The organism is Gaoshiqia hydrogeniformans, from assembly GCF_049347105.1.
Lineage (GTDB): Bacteria > Bacteroidota > Bacteroidia > Bacteroidales > Prolixibacteraceae > Gaoshiqia > Gaoshiqia hydrogeniformans.
In genome coordinates, this window is sequence record NZ_CP186334.1 from 1,778,452 (window position 1) to 1,802,027 (window position 23,576).

At 44.9% G+C, this 23,576-nt stretch carries 16 protein-coding genes, 1 CRISPR repeat array and 1 riboswitch; of the genes, 3 read left to right on the forward strand and 13 right to left on the reverse strand.

The window, feature by feature from the left end; translation table 11 throughout:
- Positions 1 to 88 precede the first annotated feature (88 nt).
- A complete protein-coding gene (trpS, locus tag ACOIT5_RS07160) occupies positions 89 to 1,090 on the forward strand; it encodes a tryptophan--tRNA ligase (protein WP_423129790.1) in 1,002 nt (333 codons plus the stop codon).
- Between the two features lie 130 nt (positions 1,091 to 1,220).
- Positions 1,221 to 2,652: a CRISPR direct-repeat array (repeat unit 47 nt; unit sequence GTTGTGAATTGCTTTCAAATTGTATCTTTAACGAGTTCTGTGACAAC).
- Between the two features lie 108 nt (positions 2,653 to 2,760).
- On the opposite strand, the gene cas2 is transcribed toward trpS, so the two are convergent.
- The 13 genes from cas2 to ACOIT5_RS07225 all read right to left on the reverse strand — a co-directional run bounded on the left by cas2 (position 2,761) and on the right by ACOIT5_RS07225 (position 19,330).
- Positions 2,761 to 3,066 carry a CRISPR-associated endonuclease Cas2 gene (gene cas2 / locus ACOIT5_RS07165; RefSeq protein ID WP_423129791.1) on the reverse strand — a complete coding sequence of 102 codons (306 nt, stop codon included), beginning with the start codon at positions 3,064 to 3,066 and terminating at the stop codon, positions 2,761 to 2,763.
- Between the two features lie 45 nt (positions 3,067 to 3,111).
- Positions 3,112 to 4,017: a type II CRISPR-associated endonuclease Cas1 gene (cas1, locus tag ACOIT5_RS07170; protein WP_423129792.1), complete on the reverse strand. Its 906-nt coding sequence runs from the start codon at positions 4,015 to 4,017 to the stop codon at positions 3,112 to 3,114.
- A gap of 8 nt (positions 4,018 to 4,025) precedes the next feature.
- Entirely contained in the window at positions 4,026 to 4,688 is a 663-nt protein-coding gene (locus ACOIT5_RS07175) for a transposase (protein ID WP_423129793.1), read from the reverse strand.
- A gap of 1 nt (position 4,689) precedes the next feature.
- Positions 4,690 to 9,378 (reverse strand): type II CRISPR RNA-guided endonuclease Cas9, encoded by a 4,689-nt coding sequence (gene cas9, locus ACOIT5_RS07180; protein ID WP_423129794.1) that lies wholly within the window; start codon positions 9,376 to 9,378, stop codon positions 4,690 to 4,692.
- A 361-nt stretch (positions 9,379 to 9,739) separates the two neighbouring features.
- Positions 9,740 to 10,207 carry a YdeI/OmpD-associated family protein gene (locus ACOIT5_RS07185; RefSeq protein WP_423129795.1) on the reverse strand — a complete coding sequence of 156 codons (468 nt, stop codon included), beginning with the start codon at positions 10,205 to 10,207 and terminating at the stop codon, positions 9,740 to 9,742.
- Positions 10,208 to 10,320: 113 nt separating this feature from the next.
- Positions 10,321 to 10,692 carry a hypothetical protein gene (locus ACOIT5_RS07190; RefSeq protein ID WP_423129796.1) on the reverse strand — a complete coding sequence of 124 codons (372 nt, stop codon included), beginning with the start codon at positions 10,690 to 10,692 and terminating at the stop codon, positions 10,321 to 10,323.
- Between the two features lie 12 nt (positions 10,693 to 10,704).
- Positions 10,705 to 11,658, reverse strand: a complete 954-nt coding sequence (gene metF, locus ACOIT5_RS07195; protein WP_423129797.1) for a methylenetetrahydrofolate reductase [NAD(P)H] — start codon at positions 11,656 to 11,658, stop codon at positions 10,705 to 10,707.
- A gap of 48 nt (positions 11,659 to 11,706) precedes the next feature.
- Positions 11,707 to 11,865, reverse strand: coding sequence for a hypothetical protein (locus ACOIT5_RS07200; protein ID WP_423129798.1), 159 nt, complete (start codon positions 11,863 to 11,865; stop codon positions 11,707 to 11,709).
- Positions 11,866 to 11,871: 6 nt separating this feature from the next.
- Positions 11,872 to 13,044, reverse strand: coding sequence for an ATP-binding protein (locus tag ACOIT5_RS07205; protein ID WP_423129799.1), 1,173 nt, complete (start codon positions 13,042 to 13,044; stop codon positions 11,872 to 11,874).
- 105 nt (positions 13,045 to 13,149) lie between these two features.
- Positions 13,150 to 16,827, reverse strand: a complete 3,678-nt coding sequence (gene metH / locus ACOIT5_RS07210; RefSeq protein ID WP_423129800.1) for a methionine synthase — start codon at positions 16,825 to 16,827, stop codon at positions 13,150 to 13,152.
- A gap of 2 nt (positions 16,828 to 16,829) precedes the next feature.
- Positions 16,830 to 17,675 (reverse strand): UPF0280 family protein, encoded by an 846-nt coding sequence (locus ACOIT5_RS07215; protein ID WP_423129801.1) that lies wholly within the window; start codon positions 17,673 to 17,675, stop codon positions 16,830 to 16,832.
- Between the two features lie 87 nt (positions 17,676 to 17,762).
- On the reverse strand, positions 17,763 to 18,173 hold the full coding sequence (locus ACOIT5_RS07220; protein WP_423129802.1) for an NIL domain-containing protein: 411 nt from the start codon (positions 18,171 to 18,173) through the stop codon (positions 17,763 to 17,765).
- Positions 18,170 to 19,330: a homocysteine biosynthesis protein gene (locus ACOIT5_RS07225; RefSeq protein ID WP_423129803.1), complete on the reverse strand. Its 1,161-nt coding sequence runs from the start codon at positions 19,328 to 19,330 to the stop codon at positions 18,170 to 18,172. The genes ACOIT5_RS07220 and ACOIT5_RS07225 overlap by 4 nt, the downstream gene beginning before the upstream one ends.
- A 190-nt stretch (positions 19,331 to 19,520) precedes the next feature.
- Positions 19,521 to 19,630, reverse strand: a riboswitch (SAM riboswitch).
- 222 nt (positions 19,631 to 19,852) lie between these two features.
- Here ACOIT5_RS07225 and ACOIT5_RS07230 point away from each other — a divergent pair.
- Entirely contained in the window at positions 19,853 to 21,307 is a 1,455-nt protein-coding gene (locus ACOIT5_RS07230) for a glycoside hydrolase family 32 protein (RefSeq protein WP_423129804.1), read from the forward strand.
- A 101-nt stretch (positions 21,308 to 21,408) separates the two neighbouring features.
- Positions 21,409 to 23,553, forward strand: coding sequence for a ribonuclease R (gene rnr, locus ACOIT5_RS07235; RefSeq protein WP_423129805.1), 2,145 nt, complete (start codon positions 21,409 to 21,411; stop codon positions 23,551 to 23,553).
- The last annotated feature ends 23 nt before the right edge of the window (positions 23,554 to 23,576 follow it).

Here is a 23,576-nt window from a genome sequence, read left to right on the forward strand (position 1 = left end):
CTTACTTTTGCTGATCATTTCCTTCAACGAATAATCGGCTGACGGTTGCAGCGAAAGTTGAAGAAATTTAAACTGAAAATTGATACGGATGAACAAAAAGACCGTTGTAAGTGGCATCAGGCCAACAGGATATTTGCATTTAGGAAATTATTTCGGAGCAGTACGCAATTTCCTGCGTATGCAGGAAGATTATAATTGTTTCTTTTTTATTGCCGACATCCATTCGCTGACCACCCACCCCACGCCCGAAAACCTTCAGGCCGGCGTAAAACAGGTGTTAGCCGAGTACCTGGCCTGCGGTATCGATCCCGAAAAAGCCACCATTTTCATTCAAAGCGATGTTCCCGAAGTAATGGAGCTATACACCTTTCTGAATATGAATGCCTATTTGGGTGAGTTGGAACGAACCACCTCGTTTAAGGAAAAAGCCCGGAAAAATCCCGAAAACGTCAATGCCGGCTTGCTGACTTACCCGGTACTGATGGCTGCCGACATCATTATACACAAAGCCAATTTTGTACCGGTTGGAAAAGACCAGGAGCAAAATCTGGAAATGGCCCGCAAGTTTGCCAAACGGTTTAACCGGATGTACGGACATAAAGTATTCCCGACGCCTAAACCCTATACCTTTGAAGGAACCGACCTGATTAAGGTGCCTGGTTTGGATGGCAGCGGCAAAATGGGTAAATCTGAAGGAAACGCCATTAACCTTTACGACGATCCGAAAGAAATCAGAAAAAAGGTGATGCGCGCCGTGACCGATGCCGGCCCGACAGAAATGAATTCTGTGAAACCGGAACCCGTCCAAAACCTGTTTACCCTGATGAGCATTGTGTCGGCCCCGGAAATCCTGCATCAGTTTGAAGACGCCTACGCGAATTGCAGCATCCGTTACGGCGACATGAAAAAACAACTGGCCGACGATATTATTGGCTACACCGCGCCAATCCGTGACCGCATTATCGGGATTTTAACCGATGATGTTTACCTGGCTAAAGTGGCCAAAATGGGGGCCGAGAAGGCCCGCGAATCAGCCGCGAAAACACTGGCGGAAGTTAAATCGATGATTGGTTTTAAACGTTTGTTTTAGACAAGGAGTTCCTGCAAAAAATGAATCATATTCCAGGCCGGGCATGTTGTCCGGCTTTTTTTTGCCTTCAAATTGCAGCTTTAACACGTTCTGTTACAACCGAATACGTCAGTTTTCGCAAAATCAAGAAGTTGTGAATTGCTTTCAAATTGTATCTTTAACGAGTTCTGTGACAACCCGCCTAATATCATACGAGTTTCTTACTTTGTTGTGAATTGCTTTCAAATTGTATCTTTAACGAGTTCTGTGACAACATTCTTTTCCTGCTTAATTTTTTCCCTATGGTTGTGAATTGCTTTCAAATTGTATCTTTAACGAGTTCTGTGACAACCAAGATGACGTTGGATGCGGATCAGTTTCAGTTGTGAATTGCTTTCAAATTGTATCTTTAACGAGTTCTGTGACAACTTCATTGGGACGGGTTTGTATATGATTCTTGTTGTGAATTGCTTTCAAATTGTATCTTTAACGAGTTCTGTGACAACTGCATTTTGAATTATCACCGGGTCTGGCTGTTGTGAATTGCTTTCAAATTGTATCTTTAACGAGTTCTGTGACAACCGTCAAACTCGACAGACCGTCCCTGATAGTGTTGTGAATTGCTTTCAAATTGTATCTTTAACGAGTTCTGTGACAACTATTTGTTTTGTATCTTATTGATGAAGTAAGTTGTGAATTGCTTTCAAATTGTATCTTTAACGAGTTCTGTGACAACTTACATGCGGCACACAGAGATCCGATTCAGGTTGTGAATTGCTTTCAAATTGTATCTTTAACGAGTTCTGTGACAACCGAATATCAGATTTGTAGCCGGTGTAATTAGTTGTGAATTGCTTTCAAATTGTATCTTTAACGAGTTCTGTGACAACAGTAGCCCTCGAAAAGTACATGTTAATATAGTTGTGAATTGCTTTCAAATTGTATCTTTAACGAGTTCTGTGACAACGTAGGCCGCCGACTGCAAAAGCGCACCGGCGTTGTGAATTGCTTTCAAATTGTATCTTTAACGAGTTCTGTGACAACAATTACTTGCAAATGGTAAGCGTAAAGAAGGTTGTGAATTGCTTTCAAATTGTATCTTTAACGAGTTCTGTGACAACATTACTCCTTCGTTATAATCCGATATCGCTGTTGTGAATTGCTTTCAAATTGTATCTTTAACGAGTTCTGTGACAACAAACCGCAGGCCCGTTAGCAGTAACCTTATGTTGTGAATTGCTTTCAAATTGTATCTTTAACGAGTTCTGTGACAACATCTCAACTCCATGTTCGTGAGGCGACCGGGTTGTGAATTGCTTTCAAATTGTATCTTTAACGAGTTCTGTGACAACAGAACAGGAACATCACCGCTCAATAGATCAGTTGTGAATTGCTTTCAAATTGTATCTTTAACGAGTTCTGTGACAACAAAGTCACGGTCAACGTATCCACGTTCGGAGTTGTGAATTGCTTTCAAATTGTATCTTTAACGAGTTCTGTGACAACGGAGGTAATTACGCAGCGCCGCATTGCAGTGTTGTGAATTGCTTTCAAATTGTATCTTTAACGAGTTCTGTGACAACGTATGCTGTGTAAAATCCTCAGGATCAAAAGACTGTAAGGGTTGACAGAAACCAAAAAAGCGGGGCAAAGTTCCCGCTTTTTTGTATAGTACGAATGTTTTTTGAACCCTAAAATAATTCGAGTTGCTGGACGGTGGCCGGTTTTTCTTCAGGTTTGCGGCTGTAATATAATTCCATCATCCCAAATTGTTTGTCGGTGATCTTCAAAATCCCGACATGTCCGTATTCCGGAAGCATATTTTTCACCCGTTTGATGTGTACCTCGGCATTCTCGCGGCTCGGGCAGTTTCGCATGTAAATCGAAAACTGGAACATCGTAAATCCGTCCTTCACCAGTTCTTTACGAAATGCAGCGGCTACTTTCCGTTGCTTTTTTGTTTCAACCGGTATATCAAAGAAAACCAATACCCACATACAACGATACTCATTTAAAGCCTCAAAAGAAGACATACTGAAAACTTAATCATTCCGAAATTCAGGGTAAACAATTTTCCTTCTCGTACCTTCAAAACATTCGTATAACGAATTGGTCGTACGGCTCATCGCCACCATTAAGGGACTTTTTTTGCCATCCATCAGCACATCGCAAGTGGCTATTGCCAGCATCCGGGCTTTTTGCGGACGGGTAATTTCCTCCGAATCAATTTCGCCGTTTACAAACATATCATAAACCAATTCATCGCAAAACGGGCGGTAAGGCTCCATAACATCGTCGGCCAGGCAGTAAGCATTGTACTTATTCCGGTGAAAAATCCCCAAAGTAGGTAACAGTCCGCTGCTAACCAATGCCCGGGCAACAATAGCGCGAAGAATGGCATAACAATAATTTAAATGGCTGTTGGGTTCAGTTCCAAACCGATCACGGGTGAAGTCGTGTTCGTTAAACAGCCGTTTCCAGTATACCGATGCTGCCCGGCCTTCGATGTTGTCTGGATCGCCCGATTTAATTTGCGGGACTAAGGCCAGTAATGGCTTATTGTCGAAACCACAACGGTTCAGCAAATCGGCCTGGTTTTCAATTTTGGCTTTGACAGTTTGCATCCACAGGTTCTTGATCAATGGTTCGCTGGCATCGATTTGGTTCCTAAAGCGTTCGGTTTGAACATGGTTACCATCCAATGGTAACATCAGGCCCGAAGGCATGTGCCGCGAATCACAACTAATCAAGGCCACGTTCCGGTCGGTTAGGTCGGCTATTAACGCATGGGTTAGGGTTATTTGCGGATGATCCAATACAACAATGGCAATATCCTCCAAGGGGACCGATGCTTTTTCGGTTTTCGTTTCCGAATCGATCACCTTCAATTGCTGATCCTTTTTGTGCAAATAGGCTGGATTCCCAAAGTAAAGTGTCCGTTTAATCATAGCTGAGGTTAAGTAATATCAATCGATATCATGTTTTGAAGTGAATTATGATGCAGTTGTTTAAAGGCATCTTTCCCCCCAAACAGTTTTAGCAGTTTCCGAGTCTCAATACCAGGCTCATCGCCGTTTAAGATCCCGAAGTACGAACTGTAGGGCCAATCATCGTAACAATCGCGAAACCGGTGATGAATGGGATTCCGGTGTGTGTAAATTACCGCATGTAGAAAATGTTCCCGACTATTGATTGGCTCACGTTTGAAGTTTTTGACAAACAATGAGCCCATCCGCCCGTTTGCTTTGTTGAACGATTGCGTATAACAGCTAAATAAATTGGCAAATTGTTTCGACAGGTATTTTTCTATTTCGTTGTCGCGAATCTTGCTTTCATCGATAATTCGATTCTTACCTTTTCCAAAGTTTTGAACTTTGGAAAAGGTGGATAATTTTTTTAATCGGATTAATTCTTCTAACTGCCTGCGTTTTCGTATCCTGACGACCAGATGGAAGTGGTTCGGCATCAGGCACCAGGCATAAGTCTCGGCAACCGGAGAAATATACAAGTGATATTTTTCCAGGAAAAACCGGTAATTCTCCGGCTCGCGAAACACATTCTCGAACCCGTTGGCATGGTTGAAGATATGGTAGCTGGTATCGGGGTGAAGGGAATGCATCTTATCTCTTTATAACTCCAATTCTGTCGACTTGAAGTTTAATGCAACACTCCTTAATCATTTCTCCAGTAATGGCCTTTTGATTCTTCGATTGAGGACTTCCGACACCATATTCATTTTGAATCGAAAAATACAATCTTCTTTTTTCCTGTTCTTTTTTATTAAAATTAAAAATGGTTGATGAAGAAGATGCGGGAACAAAATTTGCTGTAGTATCACTAGAATCAACGAACCTGTATATTCTGCTCGAATTTATATCCTCTATTCCCAGTTTGATATTATTCTCAACCTGCTCTGGCGTTGGTACATAAACCAAATCATTAGGATTCAAATAAAACAGAAGTTTTAATACCTTACCATTATCATCAATTTTTTCTTCTAGTACAGGACATTCATTCACTTTTAATCGGTCAATTACCACATTTAATTGAACTGTCTCAAAACTACGGCGATTGGTTTCATCATTATATACCGCAAAATATAAATTTGTACCAGCCTCTGCTACAACAAATTTTTCTTTCTTATTTCCGGTTAGCCCCACGTTAAATTTGTTGCCCTTAGGTGTAAAAGTTCTAATCTTCAGAATGGGTTTGTGAGGACTCCCCCCATTTAACTCTTTGATATTTTCATTCATCGCTTCAATGCCTTCAGGAGAAAATGCTAATTCAGGATGTTCAATTATTTTTCCATTCATTTCCTCATCATATTTTCGTAAATGATTTACAAGAATTTTTTGAATCCCAGTATCGGTTATACTTTCGATGGCTTTCGTATTAAAATCTTCATTTAAATCAGTCCGTGATGCTACCAAAGCCTCTTTCCCGTCACTGAAATAGTACAATTCTGGATTTGAGATATCAACTCCTTCCCATTTATTTTCGCTACTTGCAAAAAATTTCTGAATCTTCTTTTTGTCAAATCCATCATTCATCAATTGTTTTATTTTAGTTTTCAAATTCTTATTTACCAGCATCTCCCAATTATCAATTGCGATGGAAAGTGAGACCTTCTTTTTAAACCTAAGATTGACAATTCCCATAACGGTTGCTTTATGCAGTGGTTTGCGGATCGCCCAACTATCTCCGCTCACCTGTTTCGATCTCCCTTTTTGAGTCTTCCCATTATTGTCGAGTCTCAAATTCCCATTCTCATCTTTAAAAGATTCATAATAATTAGTAGTCTTATTAATTACCCGTAAATTCTGTTTGAAACTCACCACTACATTTTCCAAAGCCTTTTGTGCATCTTGGGTAAAAGTATCCCATGGCTTATAAAACTCCCTTGCTACTTCAATATTCTGAGTCACCTTTTCCCCTTCAATTATCTTTTCTCTGCGGACAGTTTCTATCCGGCGAAGTTTTCTCCGTAAATCATATCGGGTCTCTTTTGCATTAGCTTTGGCGGCTTCATTGTTCAGATAATTCACGTGGCTCCGGGTTGCACAGGCAATAACCAATGCGTCCATAGCATGATGCCGGTGGTCAATCCGCTTTTTACTAAACCCTTTCTGAAGTTCGAAAGGCATTTGAATCTGAAAAACTCGTTTACCATTCTTGTTCTCCCATCGTCCAAATTGATTGCTATTAGTGAGTTGGTTTAACCTGTCAAAGCGAGGGTAAATCATATTGTTCCAAACATCGTTCAACCCCCAGTCCTTTTTAAGCGTGTCGGTTATTCCACCAGTACAGGAGATTAAATTTTTTGAAGTGGCTTCTTCTTCTCCGTCTTCCCTGACAATGTTTGACAAAAGACCTTTTACCACTTTGCTAATATACCGGGTATCATTCAGTTGACGTTCTATAAAACCATCCGGAATATCTTCCATCAGGAGTTTCTTCATCTTTCCCCGATTCTTTGAATAACTTTCTTTTACAAACTTTTCATACGCATCCACAGAAAGAATCTCTACTGTTTTCCCAAAATTCAACTCAACCTTCTCTCCGTGGTGGTTTTTAATAAACTCGTATCCAAGTTCATTGTCTTTCAACTGATTGACCTCGGCTTCGCAAATTATTTTGTTGTTGAATGAATCATCAAAATAGCGTGATTGAGGGATGATATGCTCAATCTGATAGGCTGTTGTAAATAATTTCCCTAATGGAATCACTTCATTCGTATAGGGTGAACGGTATTTTTGTTCCAACCATAACTTATAGCGTAATATCTCCGATTTTGAGGGTTGTTTCTTTATATCAGTTTCTTTGAATTTTTTCAGGGTATCTTCTACATATTCTGGAATTATGATTCCACTATTTAAAACGCCGTCTTCGTAAATCCGTAAAATTTCCTGTTGCCCGGGCGAATACGGACGAACATTTTCTACTTCGTATTCGGGATTCAGAAATTCCATTAACAAGGACTTAATCCTGAGATTGGCATTTTCGTTTTCAGAGATTTGCTCTGTCATCCGCTTCCGTTTATCTGCCGGATTCTTCATTTCGCGTCCTAATTCTACATGAATTTCAGCAAAATTGCCATACTTCTTCCATATATCCCTTACAACACGAAGGGTTTCAGTAATAACCTGCTCTACAATCGGATTGCGTAACGAATGCTGTTTGAACGATTTTAAATAGACATCAATATCATCTGGATTATTCCACTTTGAAATTTCCTTTGCCTCGGAATGTCTGCCATACACGGCATAGCAAGCCTGATAAGTATTCAATCCTTTCAGGGGCTCACTGCATTTAAGGAAACTTTTAAGAACTTGTTTCGGAATATCATCATCGGTGACCTCATCAATTTTCTCCGCCATAAAATTTATTGCCTTTAATCTCTCTTTTATTGACAATATCCGGTCTTTGATATCGTCAGAAATGTCTTGCTCATTCCAATATTTTCCTCTTCTCATCAGCGGCAGCAACCTTTTAATTGCCTTTGCTGAATACGAGCCGTAATCTTTTTTAAACGTCGGAAACTTACTGAAAGCATCAACAAAGGTTTTATCTAATTGGTGTTTAATAGCGAATGATTGCAAAGCTTTAACAATCTCATATTTATCTTCTACAGAATACAAAATATGCCACAAAGCTTTTTCATTATCTTTCGACAAAAAATCAGAAGGAATTTCGTCATATTTTTTCAATCGGGCTAAGATCAAGGCACGTGTTTCATTGCAGGGATAGGGTTTATCTTCCACGTAATTCCACCGATAGTTAACGGTATTCTTTCTCATGTCAAAACCCGGATATTTCAAAAATGCTTTCTGATCAACGTCCTTCCGGTCGTTCAACCATTCAACCAACGCTACGTAGTCATCTTCGTTTTTCAAAAACTCATCGGTTACATCGATATCTGTTTGCAAGCGACCTGCTTCAATTCTTTCTTTCTGATAAATCTTTAGATTGGCAATAAACTGCCACAAACGAAATTCCTGAAAAAGCGGATGCGATTTTGCAATGCACTTCACCGGGATTGTTTTTATCGCACCAGATTTTTTGTCCAGAAAACTTCGTTCCTCATATGGACAATTACTAATCAGCGATTTCTTACTTTTTAAAGGGCGCTGATAGAAGATAATGTCTTCTAAAAACAGATACGTAAAGTCACGCGATGAAATTGAATTTCTATGGGCTTCATTATTTTGATACAATTCTTCGATACATTGAGCATATAGCCTTCTGTCTTTCAGCACAGGATGATACTCCTTTTGCTTTTCAAGTATTGCTTTTAGTTCTTCTTTGTAGAACTTCCTTTCAATGGTCCGTACCAATTTACCTCTGATTTTTTGATTAGGCTTTTCTAAAAGGGTATCATAGATATAACGGCCGACAGTTTTTTTGCTTTGCGCGATATCTGCCTCGGTTTTCTTTTTTATCAAAGTCCAGTCATCTTCTTTTGGAGCGCGAAATGATCGCTTCTCCCTACCCTCTTTGTCAAGCTTAGGCGTTCCATCTTCATTTATATCTGTTGTAACAACAAACTCTTTGATTTTACCAATCCAATCAAGAGGTACATTGCTTGTTCTACGATATATCCACCCATTTTCCAGGTGAACGTTGTACCAACTTTCCTTTCCTTTCTTTTCCTCTGTTTCTTCAACTGCAACAACTTTTAATGCGTGAAATTCAACTAATTTAGTTGGATTCTCTTCTTCTTCCTCACCCCGTAGTTGATAGTAACCCCGTTTCTGATTGAAGTTAAGCAGTACCCAGGCAAGTTCTTCTTTTTCTATTTTTGATATTAACGCTTTTTTACGCAAGTAATAAATTGTCCAGTCATAAGGAATCTTCTTGCCGCCATCCAATAATTGAGGTTGGTGAACAGCAAAGTCAATCACCATTTTGTCAAAAGATTTTGGGAAAAGGAATTCAGATTTTCCTGTACCGTTACTTTTCCATGCCAATTTAGATTCGGCATCGGTCAAAAATTTTCCATAGTTCTTCTCAAAATCAATGTTTTGTGAGTAGTGTTCAGGCAAAAAATTTAATATTTTTAGTATCCGGTGTAATCGTTCACGCCGGAGCAAATACCTTTCACGCAAACGCCTTGCTCCACGAAGCCTTGTACGTTCCGCTGTTTGTGATTTAGAATTCCCTTTTTCAAAATCGCTTAAAGTAGCAGCATCCATCGGAATAATCCGGCTGCCCAGTCCTTCAATTTTAGTCGGCTTTCCATTTTCATCCGTAGAAACTAATGCCCATCCTATTGAGTTGGTTCCTAAATCCAGTCCTAAGATTTTTTTCATGTTGTTTGGTTTTTATTGTTTATTCTGTTTATCTTTAATCCACAATTTTGAAGCAATTCACAATAAGGATTATTCCGTTGTGAAAACATTTAAGCCGCCTCGTCTTACCATACGGGGCATTTTTTTGAGATCTCATGCCTGAAAATAGCTTTCTACATTCAATGCGGCTGACAGATTGTTCTATCTGTTAAAAATAATATGTATGATTTGATTATTCCCTGTTTTACAGCCACTATTTGTCAATAAATGTCTTTAAACAAGTAAAAAGATGGATGGAATTATACTTTATGAGTTTGTCAGCAGGAAAAAGAAGTTGTTTATAGTGACATCAAATAACAGAAAATTCTGTGGCTGATTTCGACTATTCCCCCCGGTTCGCGAGTTTGTTTATGGTTTTTGCAATTCTCTCCACTTTGGTGCCTTCCTGTTTTGCAGAGTAGATCCAGTCAACCACTGCTTTCTTTTCGCCATCGGTACAGGATAAAAAAGCCTCATACGCTTCGGGTTCGTCGCGGAGGCATGTTAATAATTCTTCCGGGATTTCAACAGGGGTGGTATCGCGATATAAAACCACGTGCACCCGGTCCCCTTCCTTCTTCCCGATCTTTTTTCTTATTTCGGCTTTAACCGGTAAAAACAGTTGTCCGTTCCCCATCGGCATTAAATGATAACTTTTTATCGCGAAGCCGTCAATTTGCCCTTTTACCTTAATCCATCCAAAAGGAGCTTTTTTATCGGGCCGGATTTCGGGGATCGCCGCATAAGTCCAACCTCCTTTACCGGGAAATTTTTCTAGTATGTACTTATTATTTACCAAAGGTTTTTCCATCTTTTTCTTTTCAGGTTTCCAATAAGTACAAATCTCATTCTATTTTGTTTTTCGGAAATCGTTATAAGTTGCCGACAGACCATCCGGCTGAACAGGAAAACAGGGATGAAGCTTTACTTCCGGGATTTAAAATAGCGCCGGAATAAGACCTTTTTCAGGTCGCGGAAGATGATTTGATGGGCAATGACTTCTACCTGGTTATAACGCGGGAAATCGAGCTGTGTGCGGACCAGGTCGCGGTCGCTGATATCGACCTGATACAGGATCGACATCAACAGTTCGGAATGGTCAATCAACAAGCGGTCGATTTCTCCAACCAGTTGCCGGTGCATTTCCGGGTAGGCCTGTTCAAGATCTCCCGAAAAATGAATTTCGACCCCGAACAGACCAAAGTCTTTCATGATTTGGGCAATCGTATCCAGGACAATTTCTTCCCGGTCGAGGTAGGTTTCGAGGTTGTTGCTGCGAATATCGGGCAGGCTCATGGCAAACTTCTCTTAAAACACGGTTTCTACAATCTTCCGGGTATTGTCCGAAACGCCATAGGTGTAGATGTGCAGGCTGGGAACCTGGTGCGCCACCAGGTCTTTCGACTGCATAATGGCCCATTCGGTACCGACAATTTTGGCTTCATCGTTGTCTTTACACTTCGCCAGTGCGGAAGCCAGCTCCATCGGCAGGTCAATTGCAAAGATTTTTGGCAGCACCGTCAACTGGTTTTTCAGGTTGATGGGCTTAATTCCGGGAATGATGGGCACATGGATCCCCGCGCCACGGCACTTATCTACAAAATTGTAATAGACCCGGTTATCGAAAAACATCTGGGTGACAATGTAATCGGCACCGGCATCCACCTTTTGTTTCAGGTACATGAGGTCGGTTTCGAAGTTGGGCGCTTCGAAATGTTTCTCGGGATAACCGGCCACGCCAATACAAAAGTCGAGTGGTGAGGAGTTTTTCAGGTCCGAATCCAGGTATTTTCCGTTACGCAGGTCAACCATCTGGCTCACCAGTTCGTTGGCGTTGGCGTGCCCTTCGGGGTCGGGGCGGAAAACATGTTCATTTTTACTGCCGTCGCCGCGCAGCGCCAGCACGTTACTGATGCCCATGAAATTGAGATCGATCAGCACATGTTCTGTTTCACTTCGAGAAAAGCCGCCGCATAAAATGTGGGGTACTACCGGAATGCCGTATTTGTGCTGAATAGCTGCCGCAATGGCTACTGTTCCGGGGCGTTTTCGCACCACCTGCTTTTTGATGGAACCATCGGCCATTTCCTTAAAGATCATCTCGTCGCGGTGGGTGGTGATGTTGATGTATTTCGGATCAAAATCCACCAGGTTCTCAATGGTTCGATAAATATTACCGGCGTCATTCCCTTTTAAGGGCGGCAGCAACTCAAACGAAAAAACGGTTTTATCGCTGTTATTGATAATGTCGATCACTTTCATATCCGAGTATGGGTAGCGAGTAAGAAGCCGTATGACTTCCTGCTCCGGTTATTTAAATATATTTTCAATCTTTTTCTGAGCTTTTTTTGTCTCCCGTTCCATTTGTTTCTCCACCGAGTTGTTAAAGTGAAAAACCATATCGAGCACAAACATAAGCAGCATTCCCAAAACGAACGCAATCATCGCTTTTTTCGTCGTATTATTCATTATCATTTAATTTTCAAAGTCAGTTTCTTCTATTTTGGCCGCCGGCAAAAGGCGAATATTTCCTTCTATTTCCAGCGCATGTTTTCCCTGGTATACGAGATACAGCAGGTCCAGTTTTAAATCGGACATGGCTTGTCTCATCGAACGTGTAATTTGTGGTTTTTCCGAATACTTAATTTCAAATCCGTATCGTTTCCCATTTTTAAATATCAGCAAATCAAGCTCAACACCTGTATGAGTACGCCAATAGTAGTAGTCGCGGGTGCCCATTTTTTGAAGGATCTGTTCGATGATGAAACCTTCCCAAGAGGCTCCGACTTTGACATGATTGACTACCTGATTGTGTGGCAACGATAACAAGGTATGTAACAAGCCACTATCACGAATATAAATTTTCGGAGATTTAACCTGTCTCTTTTGCAGATTTTCATACCACGGCTGAACTTGACGGATCAAATAGGTTCCGGACAAAATATCCAGGTACTTTTTTACAGTGGGTTCCGAAACCCCCATGGACCGGGCGAATTCAGATCCTTTCCAAATCTGGCCATGATAATGTGCCAGCATCACCCAAAATCGGCGCAAGGTTACAGGAGGAATATTAAATCCCAATAAGTTGATGTCCCTTTCCAGGAAAGTCCGGATAAAATCGTCCCTCCATTGGTAACTCAGCATGTCTGAACCGGCCAGGTAAGACCGGGGAAATCCCCCCCTCAACCACAATTGTTGAAAGTTTTCCTGTCCCACCTCATCTAGTTTAAATCCGGTCAAATCAACAAAACCAATCCGACCGGCCAGGCTATCCGAGGAATTTTTAATCAGGTCGGGCGAGGCGCTTCCCAGCAACAAAAACCGATTTTCCACTCCTTCCTGATCGGCAAGTACGCGTAAAATGCTGAATATTTCCGGCATACGCTGAACTTCATCAATAACCACCAAACCCTTTTGCTGTTCTAAAAAAGCTTTGGGCGAAACAGAAAGCAGTTCATAATCAGAAGGGTCTTCCAAGTCGACCATTACCGAGGAAAAAGACTCGGCAACTTTTCGGGCAATTGTGGTTTTGCCACACTGTCGCGGTCCCAATATGGCCGTTACCGGATTGGCCTGGATGGAGTCCTTGATTTGTTGCTCAAATAATTTCCTGTTCAGGTACATTTCCTCTTCGTTTCGATACGACAAAAGTAATAATTAACCTTGAAATCCTAAAGTTTAAATTTAGAATTTCAAGGTTAATTAACGTTTTTTAGGTTGAATTTCTAAAGTATAAGTTTGAAAATTCAAGGTTTATACTCCCTTATAATTCAGGTTCACCGGCAGGAACTGTTCCACCAGTTCAACCGTTACCCCTTTGCGGCGCGCATAATCTTCGACCTGGTCTTTGCCGATTTTTTCGAGGCTGAAGTAGCGCGATTCCGGATGGGCAAAATACTGCCCGCAGACCGAGGCCGTCGGGTACATGGCATAATGTTCCGACAGGGTAATCCCGATTTTTTCGGCGCCCAGCACCTGAAACAGGTTTTCCTTTTCGTGGTGTTCGGGGCAAGCCGGGTAGCCCATCGCCGGACGGATTCCCTGGTAATTGACCTTTAGGATATCGTCCCAGCTCAGGTCTTCACCCGGAGCATAGGCCCAGTATTCTTTACGGACTTTCTCGTGCAGCAGCTCGGCAAATGCTTCCGAAAGCCGGTCGGCCAGCGCTTCCAGCATGATGGCCTTGTAATCGTCGTGATCGGCTTTGTAGCCGGCCATCCATTTTTCGATACCAATACCGGCTGTTACGGCAAAGGCGCCGCAATAATCTGTCTGATTAATTTCTTTCGGGGCCACAAAATCAGCCAGGCAGAAATTGGGCGATCCTTCTTTTTTCTTTTCCTGCTGCCGCAGATGGTAAAAACGCCCGAGTTCTTTGGTCCGCGCTTCATCTTCGAACAACACGATGTCGTCGGTATCGGCATGTGCGGGCCAGATCCCGTAAATTCCATTGGCCTGCAGCATCTTCTTTTCGATGATTTCATCCAGCATCTGCTGCGCATCTTCGTAAACCTTTCGGGCTTGTTCCCCTTGCCGTTCATCGTGCAGGATGTCGGGGAATTTTCCTTTCAGTTCCCAAACAAAGAAGAAAAAATTCCAGTCGATGTATTTACGTAACTCTTCAATCGGATAGTCGATCAACTCGTGAATTCCGGTATGTTTGGGTTTGTAGATGCCGTTTTTGCTCCAGTCAATCTGAAATTTATTGGCCCGCGCCTCCTCCAGGTTCAGGTATTCTTTCGGTTTCTTCTGACTATGAAACTGACGGATACTCTCATATTCGTCGTTTACCGACCGGACATACTCCTGGTTGCCGGCTAGCAGGTTGGCCACCACGTTTACGGTGCGGCTGGCGTCTTTCACATACACCACCGGCTGCGAATACTGCGGGGCAATTTTCACGGCGGTGTGGATTTTTGAAGTCGTGGCGCCGCCGATCAGCAAGGGAAGCGTAAATTTCCGGCGTTCCATCTCAGCAGCTACGCTGGCCATAATTTCCAGCGACGGTGTGATCAGGCCGCTCAGTCCAATCATGTCTACCTGTTCCCGGAGGGCGGTTTCCAGAATCTTTTCGGTGGGGACCATCACGCCCAGATCAATCACCGCATAATTGTTGCAAGCCAGTACGACGCCCACTATATTTTTTCCGATATCATGCACGTCGCCCTTTACTGTCGCGAGAAGTATCTTTTTTTGTGAACTTTGCTGACCCTTGAATTTTTCCTTGTCTTTCTCGATGTAGGGCAACAGGAAAGCAACTGCTTTTTTCATCACCCGGGCCGATTTGATCACCTGGGGAAGGAACATTTTACCCGATCCAAACAAGTCGCCCACCACGTTCATGCCTTCCATCAGCGGACCTTCAATGATGTTGATCGCGGGCTGGTAAAACGGCAGCGCTTCGGCCAGGTCTTTTTCAATATAGTCTGGCAAACCTTTCACGAGAGCGTGCTCCAGGCGTTTTTCGACCGGCAGTTCGCGCCATTCGTCTTTGCGTACCGCCTTTCCTTCCTCCTCTTTCAGTGTTTGGGCAAATTCCAGCAGCCGTTCGGTAGCATCAGGACGACGGTTCATTACCAGATCTTCAATGTATTCGAGCAGATCTTTCGGAATTTCATCGTAAATCTGTAACATACCGGGATTTACAATGCCCATATCCAAACCGGCTTTGATGGCATGGAACAGGAATACCGAATGAATCGCTTCGCGCACCTGGTTGTTCCCGCGGAACGAGAAAGAAACATTACTTACTCCGCCGCTGGTTTTGGCATGGGGCAAATTCGCTTTGATCCAGCGCACCGATTCGATAAAATCAACAGCGTAATTGTTGTGTTCTTCCATCCCGGTTCCAATGGTCAGGATATTGGGATCGAAGATGATATCTTCGGCTGGAAAATTGATTTTTCCCGTCAGCAATTTGTAAGCCCGTTCGCAAATTTCGATACGCCGCCCGTAACTGTCGGCCTGCCCTTTTTCATCAAAAGCCATGACCACCACGGCCGCGCCGTAACGTTTAATTTTCCGGGCCTGCTCCAGGAACTGCTCCTCGCCTTCTTTCATGCTGATGGAGTTCACAATGGCTTTCCCCTGCAAACATTTCAGCCCGGCTTCAATCACTTCCCACTTCGACGAATCCACCATCACGGGCAGTTTGGCAATATCAGGTTCAGCCATCAGCAAGTTCAGGAAAATCACCATTTCTTTTTTGGCATCCAGCATGGCATCGTCCAGGTTGACGTCGATTACCTGCGCCCCGTTTTCTACCTGTTCGCGGGCAACAGCCAGCGCTTCTTCGTATTTTTCTTCACGGATCAGGCGGGCAAACATCCGCGAGCCGGAAACATTACAACGCTCGCCAATATTCACAAAGTTGGTTTCGGGGGTGATGGTTACCGGTTCCAGTCCACTCAGGCGGGTCAGTTCGTCATTTTTTTGCTTCACGTGAGGCTGAGCGGCTGCAGCAATCCCGGCAAACCTGCGGATATGGTCGGGCGTGGTGCCGCAACAGCCGCCAATGATATTCACAAAATGGTTATCCAGGAAATCCTTTACCTGTGCAGCCATTTCTTCGGGCGTTTCGTCGTATTCGCCAAACTGGTTGGGCAAACCGGCATTGGGGTAAGCGCTGATATAGAAAGGGGCTTTCCCGGCCATTTCTTCCAGGTAAGGGCGCATATCTTTGGCCCCCAGCGAGCAGTTTAAGCCAATGCTCAGCAAGTCGATGTGGCGAACCGAGTTCAGGAAAGCCTCGACGGTTTGGCCTGAAAGTGTCCGTCCGCTTGCATCGGTGATGGTTCCCGACACCATGACCGGCAGGTGTATGCCCGACTCCTCCAGCACCTCTTCAATGGCAAAAAGGGCAGCTTTGGCGTTCAGCGTATCAAAAATGGTTTCAACCAGCAGCAAGTCAACGCCTCCGTCGAGCAAACCTTTTACCTGTTCGCGATAAGCCTCCTTCACCAAGTCGAAAGTAGTAGCCCGGTAGCCCGGGTCATTCACATCGGGTGACAGCGAAAGTGTCTTATTGGTTGGCCCCAGGGCGCCGGCCACATAGCGGGGCTTCTCCGGATTTTTCGCCGTAAACCCGTCGGCTACTTCGCGCGCAATTTCGGCCGATGCTTTATTGATGGCATACACCCACTTTTCGGTATGGTAGTCGGCCTGCGAGATGCTGGTCGCGTTGAAGGTATTGGTTTCAATAATATCTGATCCGGCCTCCAAAAATGCCGCATGGATGGCTTTAATGATATCCGGCCGGGTGATGGAAAGCAAGTCGTTGTTGCCAAATAATTCGTTTTTCAGATCGGCCAGCTCTTCATTTCTGAAGTCTTTTTCCGTCAGCCGGTGTTTCTGGATCATGGTCCCCATGGCGCCATCCAGCACCAGCACCCGGTGCTTCAATTCGTCACGTATGTCTTTTTTCTGTGTCATCTTTAACCTATCAGTTTCATTTCAAACTCGCCGCGAATGCCAATCTGGTCTTCACAGATCAGCACGGCGGCCATAATTTCGGGAAACGTTTCCGTGCGTTTCAGCACTTTTTCCACATCGCCCGGTTTTTTAATCAAATTGCCCAGACCGGTCGCGAAAGCATCGGCCAGCGCCGTGTCCCTGCAGGCGATCATGACTGCATCGGCCTTACCGAAACTCAGCGAGGGGCCAACAGTTCCTGCTGAAGTACAAATACCCAGGGGACTTTGTTCAGCTGTAATTTCCAGCCCCACCACCCCCGACAAGGGCGACTCTCCTGCAAAGATACTCACAATCAGTGGGTTTTGCAGCTTCAAAAAAATATCGCCTCCATTTTCAATAACCAACTCGTTGATGGCAAAGTTTTCCAGAAGTGTTTGTCCGACGATTTCGCTGAACAGACCAGCCACTGCCGCCATGGGGCCAACGCCGGCCTTTTCGGCTGCCGCTGCCATTCTTTTGGCGGTATCCGGAGCCGCTTCCTGTGCCGGACAGGGTTTCAGGCTTTTCCTGAAAAAGGAATCAGCTACAAGATAAGCCTCCAGTTCATCGCGTATCCCGACGAGTCTGGTCAATGCCAGCTCAGCCATTTCTTCTTTAAAAGAAGCGTGATCGATACCCACCCACAAATCGGAATCTTTGTATGTAATCACAAACGATTGGAAACGCTCCGTCGAAAAACTGTTGCGATAGGTCCGGGGCGTTGCCCCGCCTAAGCTTCCCAACGCTGAGAAAGACGAAAGCTCTCTCTCTTCCCCCTCCATCGGGGAAAAAGAGCCGGGTTTTCTTTGCTTATCTTTTTTCTTCATGTTATTCAGATTCACTCATTTGCCCTGCTATTAGCAGTTCAGGTTGAAGGTACCTGGCCCCTCCCTTCGGAGAAACCGGGAGGGACCCTAATCCCTGAAATCGATCTCGAACAGGTTTAGCGGGCAGGCCGGAACGCAGAGTTCGCACACAATACACTTCTCGGGGTTGAAATCCAGTTCCCAGTTACTGTTCATGGTCAGGGCCCCGGGGAAACAAACAGCCATGCAGTTTCCGCAATTGATGCACTGCTGATGATTCCACCTGATTTTTTTGTCGATTGGTTCACAGCTTACCTGGTTTTCTTCCAGCCAGGCAATCCCTTTTTTCAGGTTATCGGCTGTTCCTTCCAGTTCGAGCAACAGGCTTCCGGTTTTTCCGGGCCATACTTCCGCTTTCAGAATGTTGATGCGGATATCGTAATCTTTCACCAGGTGATAGCTCAATGGCTTATCGCCGCTTTGTGCCGGAAATTTCAGGATATATCGTTTCTTTCTCATAATTCACCTCCTGTTTCTTTCAGTCCTTTCAGCGACGTATTGGATGGAAACGACATGACCGGTTTTGTCAGCTCGAATTCCCCTTTTTGAATTTTCTCTTTCAGCAGGCCGGCAATCTTTCGGGCTTTCTCCAGACTCGAAACCGGAGCTGTGCGAACTTTTTTGCCGTTCACCTTAATACTCCCCGAACGAAGCTGTTCGTAGTTGACGCGTCCCAGGGCCGGGGTACCTTCGCTTCCGTAATCGAGTACGGTGGTTTCGATCTGCTCGTTACGGATCGAAAGCCGCTTGGCCAAATCTTCGTCCAGCACCGGAACAGGAACGCCGATGCCTACGAAAAGACTTACCCCGTATTTTTCGTAATAGGCAGCCCGCAAGTACTCGGAGCTCATTTTCTTTAAATCGCCGATTACCGCGATGGTTGCCGAGTTGCTGACCGGAACGCCATATTCGTTTTTCGGCTTGCTGGTGTTGAACTGTGTTCCGGGCCAAACCACATAACCTTCGGTTCCGCCCAAAAAGATCCGCGTACCCAGTCCGATGGTCCTGAATTCGGGATCGTTCAGCAGCGGGCTTAGTTCGCCCGACGTTGAATAGGTGGCATTTCTGAGGTTTGGAAGCAGAGTACCCATGTAGGTATATTTAATCTTCTCGGTGGTATTTACCGCCACGTTGTAATTCTGGTATGCATTGCGCGGGTTAAACAGGAACATCTCGTTCACCGTTTCTTTACTGATTTTGGTTTTGATGTACTTGCGCGGGTAACAGTCGGTCCCCTTTCCCCAGGCTTCCAGTTCCAGCTCTTTGCCGTCCACCAAATCCTGAATCACATGCGCCCCGCCGTATTTGGGGTTATCCGGGTCACAGGCCGTTGCGCCAATGTAAGTATCAACGGCTGCCAGGCCTTCGTAAACCGGCACCCCGTTCAACCGGATTTTCTCCATGCGGATCGGCGGATTGGCATGGCCAAAGTTGATGAATGCCCCGCTGGAACACATGGCCCCAAAGGTGGCAGTAGTCACCACATCCACCCGTTTCACAATTTCGGCCGGCGACAACTCTTTGCCCATCGCCGCCACTTCCTCGGCAGTCAGCACCACGGCCTTCCCGCTCCTGATTTTCTCGTTAATTTCCTCGTATGTCTTTTTGATACTCATTTTCCAATAATTTTTTTTCCTAAAGGCTGAAATGCAACAATTCCGTTCCCGAAGCGGGAACAGTTTCCGTTTGTAAAATGAAAATAGGTAAAGCGCCGGTCAGCGCATACGGCTGTTGGAAAAGTGCATCCGGCTTAAACGAAAAAGTCGTATAATACTATTTTTCAATCTGTTCATGCTGTTTTGGTTTCAATTATAATTCCGTTTCCGGCCGGGTTTTGGCACCGTTCCCGTCAAATTTTAAACGGATGGTTGCCAGAGTTTCACAGAGCCCGATCTCTCCGCTCTTCGCTATAATCAAAAGTCCCGGTAATGAAGGGATAATTTGATAATTCCCGGCAAATGTAGTGTTAAAACTGATAATTATCAAATGATATCCGGATCAAATGATCAGACTGTAACTTTCAGGCCCGAAGATCAATTTTACGGTCCTTTCCTGTTGAATCTGTGAAAAAGCAGTATGGCAAGTGATTTATTTTTGTTTAATTTGTTTTGCCTAGAAATTTTTAAACAAAACAAGTCATGCATCACTCGTTAAACGCTGTCCTTCTGTCTCTGTGCCTGATTTTATTCACTTCGGCAACTCCCGAAAAAAACTCCTTCTTTTCGGAAAAATACCGCCCCCAGTTTCATTTCACCCCCGAAGCCAACTGGATGAACGATCCAAACGGACTGATTTATTACGAGGGAGAATACCACCTGTTTTACCAGCACAACCCCTTTCAAAACGAATGGGGCTATATGAACTGGGGACACGCGGTAAGCACCGACCTCGTGAATTGGGAATACCTGCCGATTGCCATTAAAGCCGATGAAGACTCGCGCGATAAGGAACGCTGCACTGCCTGGTCGGGATCGGCCATTGTCGATCATAAAAACCTGACCGGACTTCAGCAGGGTGATCAGCCGGCGATGCTGATTTTTTACACCAGCTACCAGTGCGGTCAGCGTATGGCTTACAGCAACGACAAAGGCCGCAGCTGGACAAAATACGACAAAAATCCGGTTATCCCTTTCGATGAACTGGATGATGCCCGCGACCCAAAAGTTTTTTGGCACGAAGCCTCGCAAAAGCATGTGATGGTCATCTGGCGCAAACCCGATGGCGAAGAACGCAAACAGGGCATTTCGTTTTATACCTCCGAAAACCTGATTGACTGGGAATACCAAAGTCATTTGCCCGGGTTCTACGAATGCCCCGACCTGGTAGAACTCCCCGTGAACCGTCGGCCCGATGAAACCCGCTGGGTGATTTTCGATGGCGACGGATCGTATTATATCGGCCAGTTTGACGGCGGCGCCTTTACGCCCGAAACCATTAAGCTAAAAAGCGATTACGGCGCCAATTACTATGCCACCCAAACCTGGAACAACATCCCGGACGAAGATGGCCGAACCATCCAGATTGCCTGGATGCGTGGCGGAAGCTATCCCGATATGCCGTTTAACGGCCAAATGAGTTTCCCCTGCGAACTGTCGTTGAAAACTTACCTCGACGGCATGTACCTGCTCCGGAAACCGGTCAATGAAATCAGTAACCTGTACGGGAAACCGGTCGTCATCGAAAACAAAAACCTGATCCCGGGCCTCAACAAAAATCTGCTGAGCAAGGTGAAAGGCGATTGCTTTCACATCATCGGAACCTTCGACCTGAAGTCGGTCAACAGTTTTGGCTTTATGGTCCGCAACTCAAAAAATAATGCCGGGACGGAAATCCGTTACGACGCGACCAAAAACACACTGAGTTGCCTGGGTAAAACCGCGGTGTTGAAACCGGAAGACGGGAAAATCAAACTTGAGATCCTGCTCGACCGGACTTCCATTGAGCTGTTCGGAAACGACGGACGGGTGGTTATGTCAAGCTGCTTTACGCCTGAACCGGATGCCACAGAGATTGTTTTATACAATACCGGGGGAGAATTGCTGGTTGACAAACTTGAAATCTATCCGCTAAAATCAATCTACCCCGTAAAATAATTGTTTTTTTCAAGACGAAAAGAGGAAGGCAATCAACAGGCTTTCCTCTTTTTTTTTCGGGTAGAATACGCTACCTTCAGTTCAAATTAAAAAACACCGTTATGGTTAAGAAGAAAAAAAAGAAAAACGACCTGAGCCGGTCATTCAACAAGAAAAACCTAAAAAAAGCCATACTCACCGTTCTGTACGAAAACCCTCAAAAAACATATAACTACAAGCAGCTGGCTACCGAGCTGAACGTGAAAGATGCCGAAATCCGCCGGATGATCAACATGGCGCTGGAAGAACTGACGGAAAACGAGACCCTTGAACAGGTACATCGCGGAAAATACAAACTGAAATCGCGCGGGGGCTACGTGTGCGGACGGGTTGAACTGCAACCCCAGGGTTTTGCCTATGTAACGGCCGAAGAAGTGGATCAGCCGATATTGGTTTCCCAGCGTAACCTGAACCACGCGATGGACGGCGATAAAGTAAAGGTTTACCTGTATGCCCGGCGAAAAAAACATCAGCTCGAAGGCGAAGTGTCCGAAATTGTTGAACGGGCGAAAACCACCTTTGTCGGGGTCATTGAAAAGTCAAAACATTTTGCCTTCCTCATCCCGGTCGGTAAAGTAGGCTTCGACCTGTTTATTCCGCTTGAAAAGCTTAAGGGGGCCGAAGAAGGACAAAAGGCCATCGGGCGAATTACCGAATGGCCGGCAAAGGCCAAAAATCCGTTTGGCGAAATTGTTGAAGTACTGGGTAATGCAGGCGAGAATGACACCGAGATGCATGCCATCCTGGCCGAATTTGATTTGCCCATCCGCTTTCCCGAAAATGTGCTGAAAGCGGCCGAACGTATTCCGCTCGAAATACCCGAAGAAGAAATTAAAAACCGGCGCGACATGCGCGATGTGACCACCTTCACCATCGACCCGGCCGATGCCAAAGATTTTGACGACGCCCTTTCCATCCGCCAACTGAAAGAAGACGTCTGGGAAGTCGGCGTCCACATTGCCGATGTCAGCCACTACGTGAAACCCAACAGCATCCTCGACGACGAGGCTTACGAGCGGGCCACTTCGGTTTACCTGGTCGACCGCGTGGTGCCCATGTTGCCCGAAAAACTCTCGAACGGCGTGTGTTCGTTGCGCCCTAATGAAGATAAGCTTTGCTTCTCGGCGGTATTTCAGCTGAACAGCCAGGCCGAAGTTCTGAAAGAATGGTTCGGACGGACCGTCATTCATTCCAACCGGCGGTTTGCCTACGAAGAAGCACAGGAGATTATTGAAACCGGCGCAGGTGACCTGAAAGACGAGGTCCTTAAATTAAACGAATTAGCCCGGTTATTGCGGTCGAAGCGGTTTAAAGACGGCTCCATCGCCTTCGACCGCATCGAAGTGAAATTCGAGATCGATGAAACCGGTAAGCCCCTTTCGGTCTTCTTTAAAGAAGCCAAAGAAAGTAACCAGCTGATTGAAGAGTTTATGTTGCTGGCCAATAAGAAAGTGGCCGAATTTTGCGGAAAGATGAAACATGGTAAAGGCGAACGAACGTTTGTTTACCGGATCCACGATAAACCCGACCCCGAAAAACTGGAAAATTTCAATCACTTCATCAATAAATTCGGTTACGGCATTCTGACCACCACGCCCCGGATGATTTCGAAATCGCTGAACTCGCTGATGGAACATATTCAGGGAAAAAGCGAGCAGAATGTGATAGAAACCCTCGCCATCCGGTCGATGGCCAAAGCGGAATATTCGACCCGCAATATCGGACACTATGGTCTGGGGTTTGACTATTACACCCATTTTACCTCGCCCATCAGGCGTTACCCCGATGTCATGGTACACCGCCTGCTTGAACGTTACCTCGAGGGCGGACGATCGGTGAATGGCCAGAAATACGAAGAATACTGTAAACATTCCTCCGAAATGGAGAGCCGGGCTGCCAATGCCGAACGGTCGTCGATTAAATACAAACAGGTAGAATTTATGAAAGACCACATCGGCGAGATATTTCCCGGCGTCATTTCGGGTGTGACCGACTGGGGGATTTATGTAGAACTGGAAAACAAATGCGAGGGCATGGTACCCTTACGCGAACTGGATGACGACTTTTACATTTTCGATGAAAAGAATTACTGCCTGGTCGGACGCCACAGCCGTAAAACCTATCAACTGGGCGAGGAAGTCAGGGTCGAAATTACACGCGCCAACCTCGAAAAGAAACAACTTGATTTTAAGCTGGTTAAGGAGTAGTACTTTCACGTCCTGAAATTTTG

What these genes read in the sequence shown, in the direction of transcription:
- rnr (WP_423129805.1), top strand. Translation starts at nt 21,409, where the DNA reads ATGGTTAAGAAGAAAAAAAAGAAAAACGACCTGAGCCGGTCATTCAAC.
- metF (WP_423129797.1), bottom strand. Translation starts at nt 11,658, where the DNA reads ATGAAAGTGATCGACATTATCAATAACAGCGATAAAACCGTTTTTTCG.
- ACOIT5_RS07200 (WP_423129798.1), bottom strand. Translation starts at nt 11,865, where the DNA reads ATGAATAATACGACGAAAAAAGCGATGATTGCGTTCGTTTTGGGAATG.
- ACOIT5_RS07220 (WP_423129802.1), bottom strand. Translation starts at nt 18,173, where the DNA reads ATGAGAAAGAAACGATATATCCTGAAATTTCCGGCACAAAGCGGCGAT.
- ACOIT5_RS07225 (WP_423129803.1), bottom strand. Translation starts at nt 19,330, where the DNA reads ATGAGTATCAAAAAGACATACGAGGAAATTAACGAGAAAATCAGGAGC.
- trpS (WP_423129790.1), top strand. Translation starts at nt 89, where the DNA reads ATGAACAAAAAGACCGTTGTAAGTGGCATCAGGCCAACAGGATATTTG.
- ACOIT5_RS07215 (WP_423129801.1), bottom strand. Translation starts at nt 17,675, where the DNA reads ATGAAGAAAAAAGATAAGCAAAGAAAACCCGGCTCTTTTTCCCCGATG.
- ACOIT5_RS07175 (WP_423129793.1), bottom strand. Translation starts at nt 4,688, where the DNA reads ATGCATTCCCTTCACCCCGATACCAGCTACCATATCTTCAACCATGCC.
- cas2 (WP_423129791.1), bottom strand. Translation starts at nt 3,066, where the DNA reads ATGTGGGTATTGGTTTTCTTTGATATACCGGTTGAAACAAAAAAGCAA.
- metH (WP_423129800.1), bottom strand. Translation starts at nt 16,827, where the DNA reads ATGACACAGAAAAAAGACATACGTGACGAATTGAAGCACCGGGTGCTG.
- ACOIT5_RS07185 (WP_423129795.1), bottom strand. Translation starts at nt 10,207, where the DNA reads ATGGAAAAACCTTTGGTAAATAATAAGTACATACTAGAAAAATTTCCC.
- cas9 (WP_423129794.1), bottom strand. Translation starts at nt 9,378, where the DNA reads ATGAAAAAAATCTTAGGACTGGATTTAGGAACCAACTCAATAGGATGG.
- cas1 (WP_423129792.1), bottom strand. Translation starts at nt 4,017, where the DNA reads ATGATTAAACGGACACTTTACTTTGGGAATCCAGCCTATTTGCACAAA.
- ACOIT5_RS07190 (WP_423129796.1), bottom strand. Translation starts at nt 10,692, where the DNA reads ATGAGCCTGCCCGATATTCGCAGCAACAACCTCGAAACCTACCTCGAC.
- ACOIT5_RS07230 (WP_423129804.1), top strand. Translation starts at nt 19,853, where the DNA reads ATGCATCACTCGTTAAACGCTGTCCTTCTGTCTCTGTGCCTGATTTTA.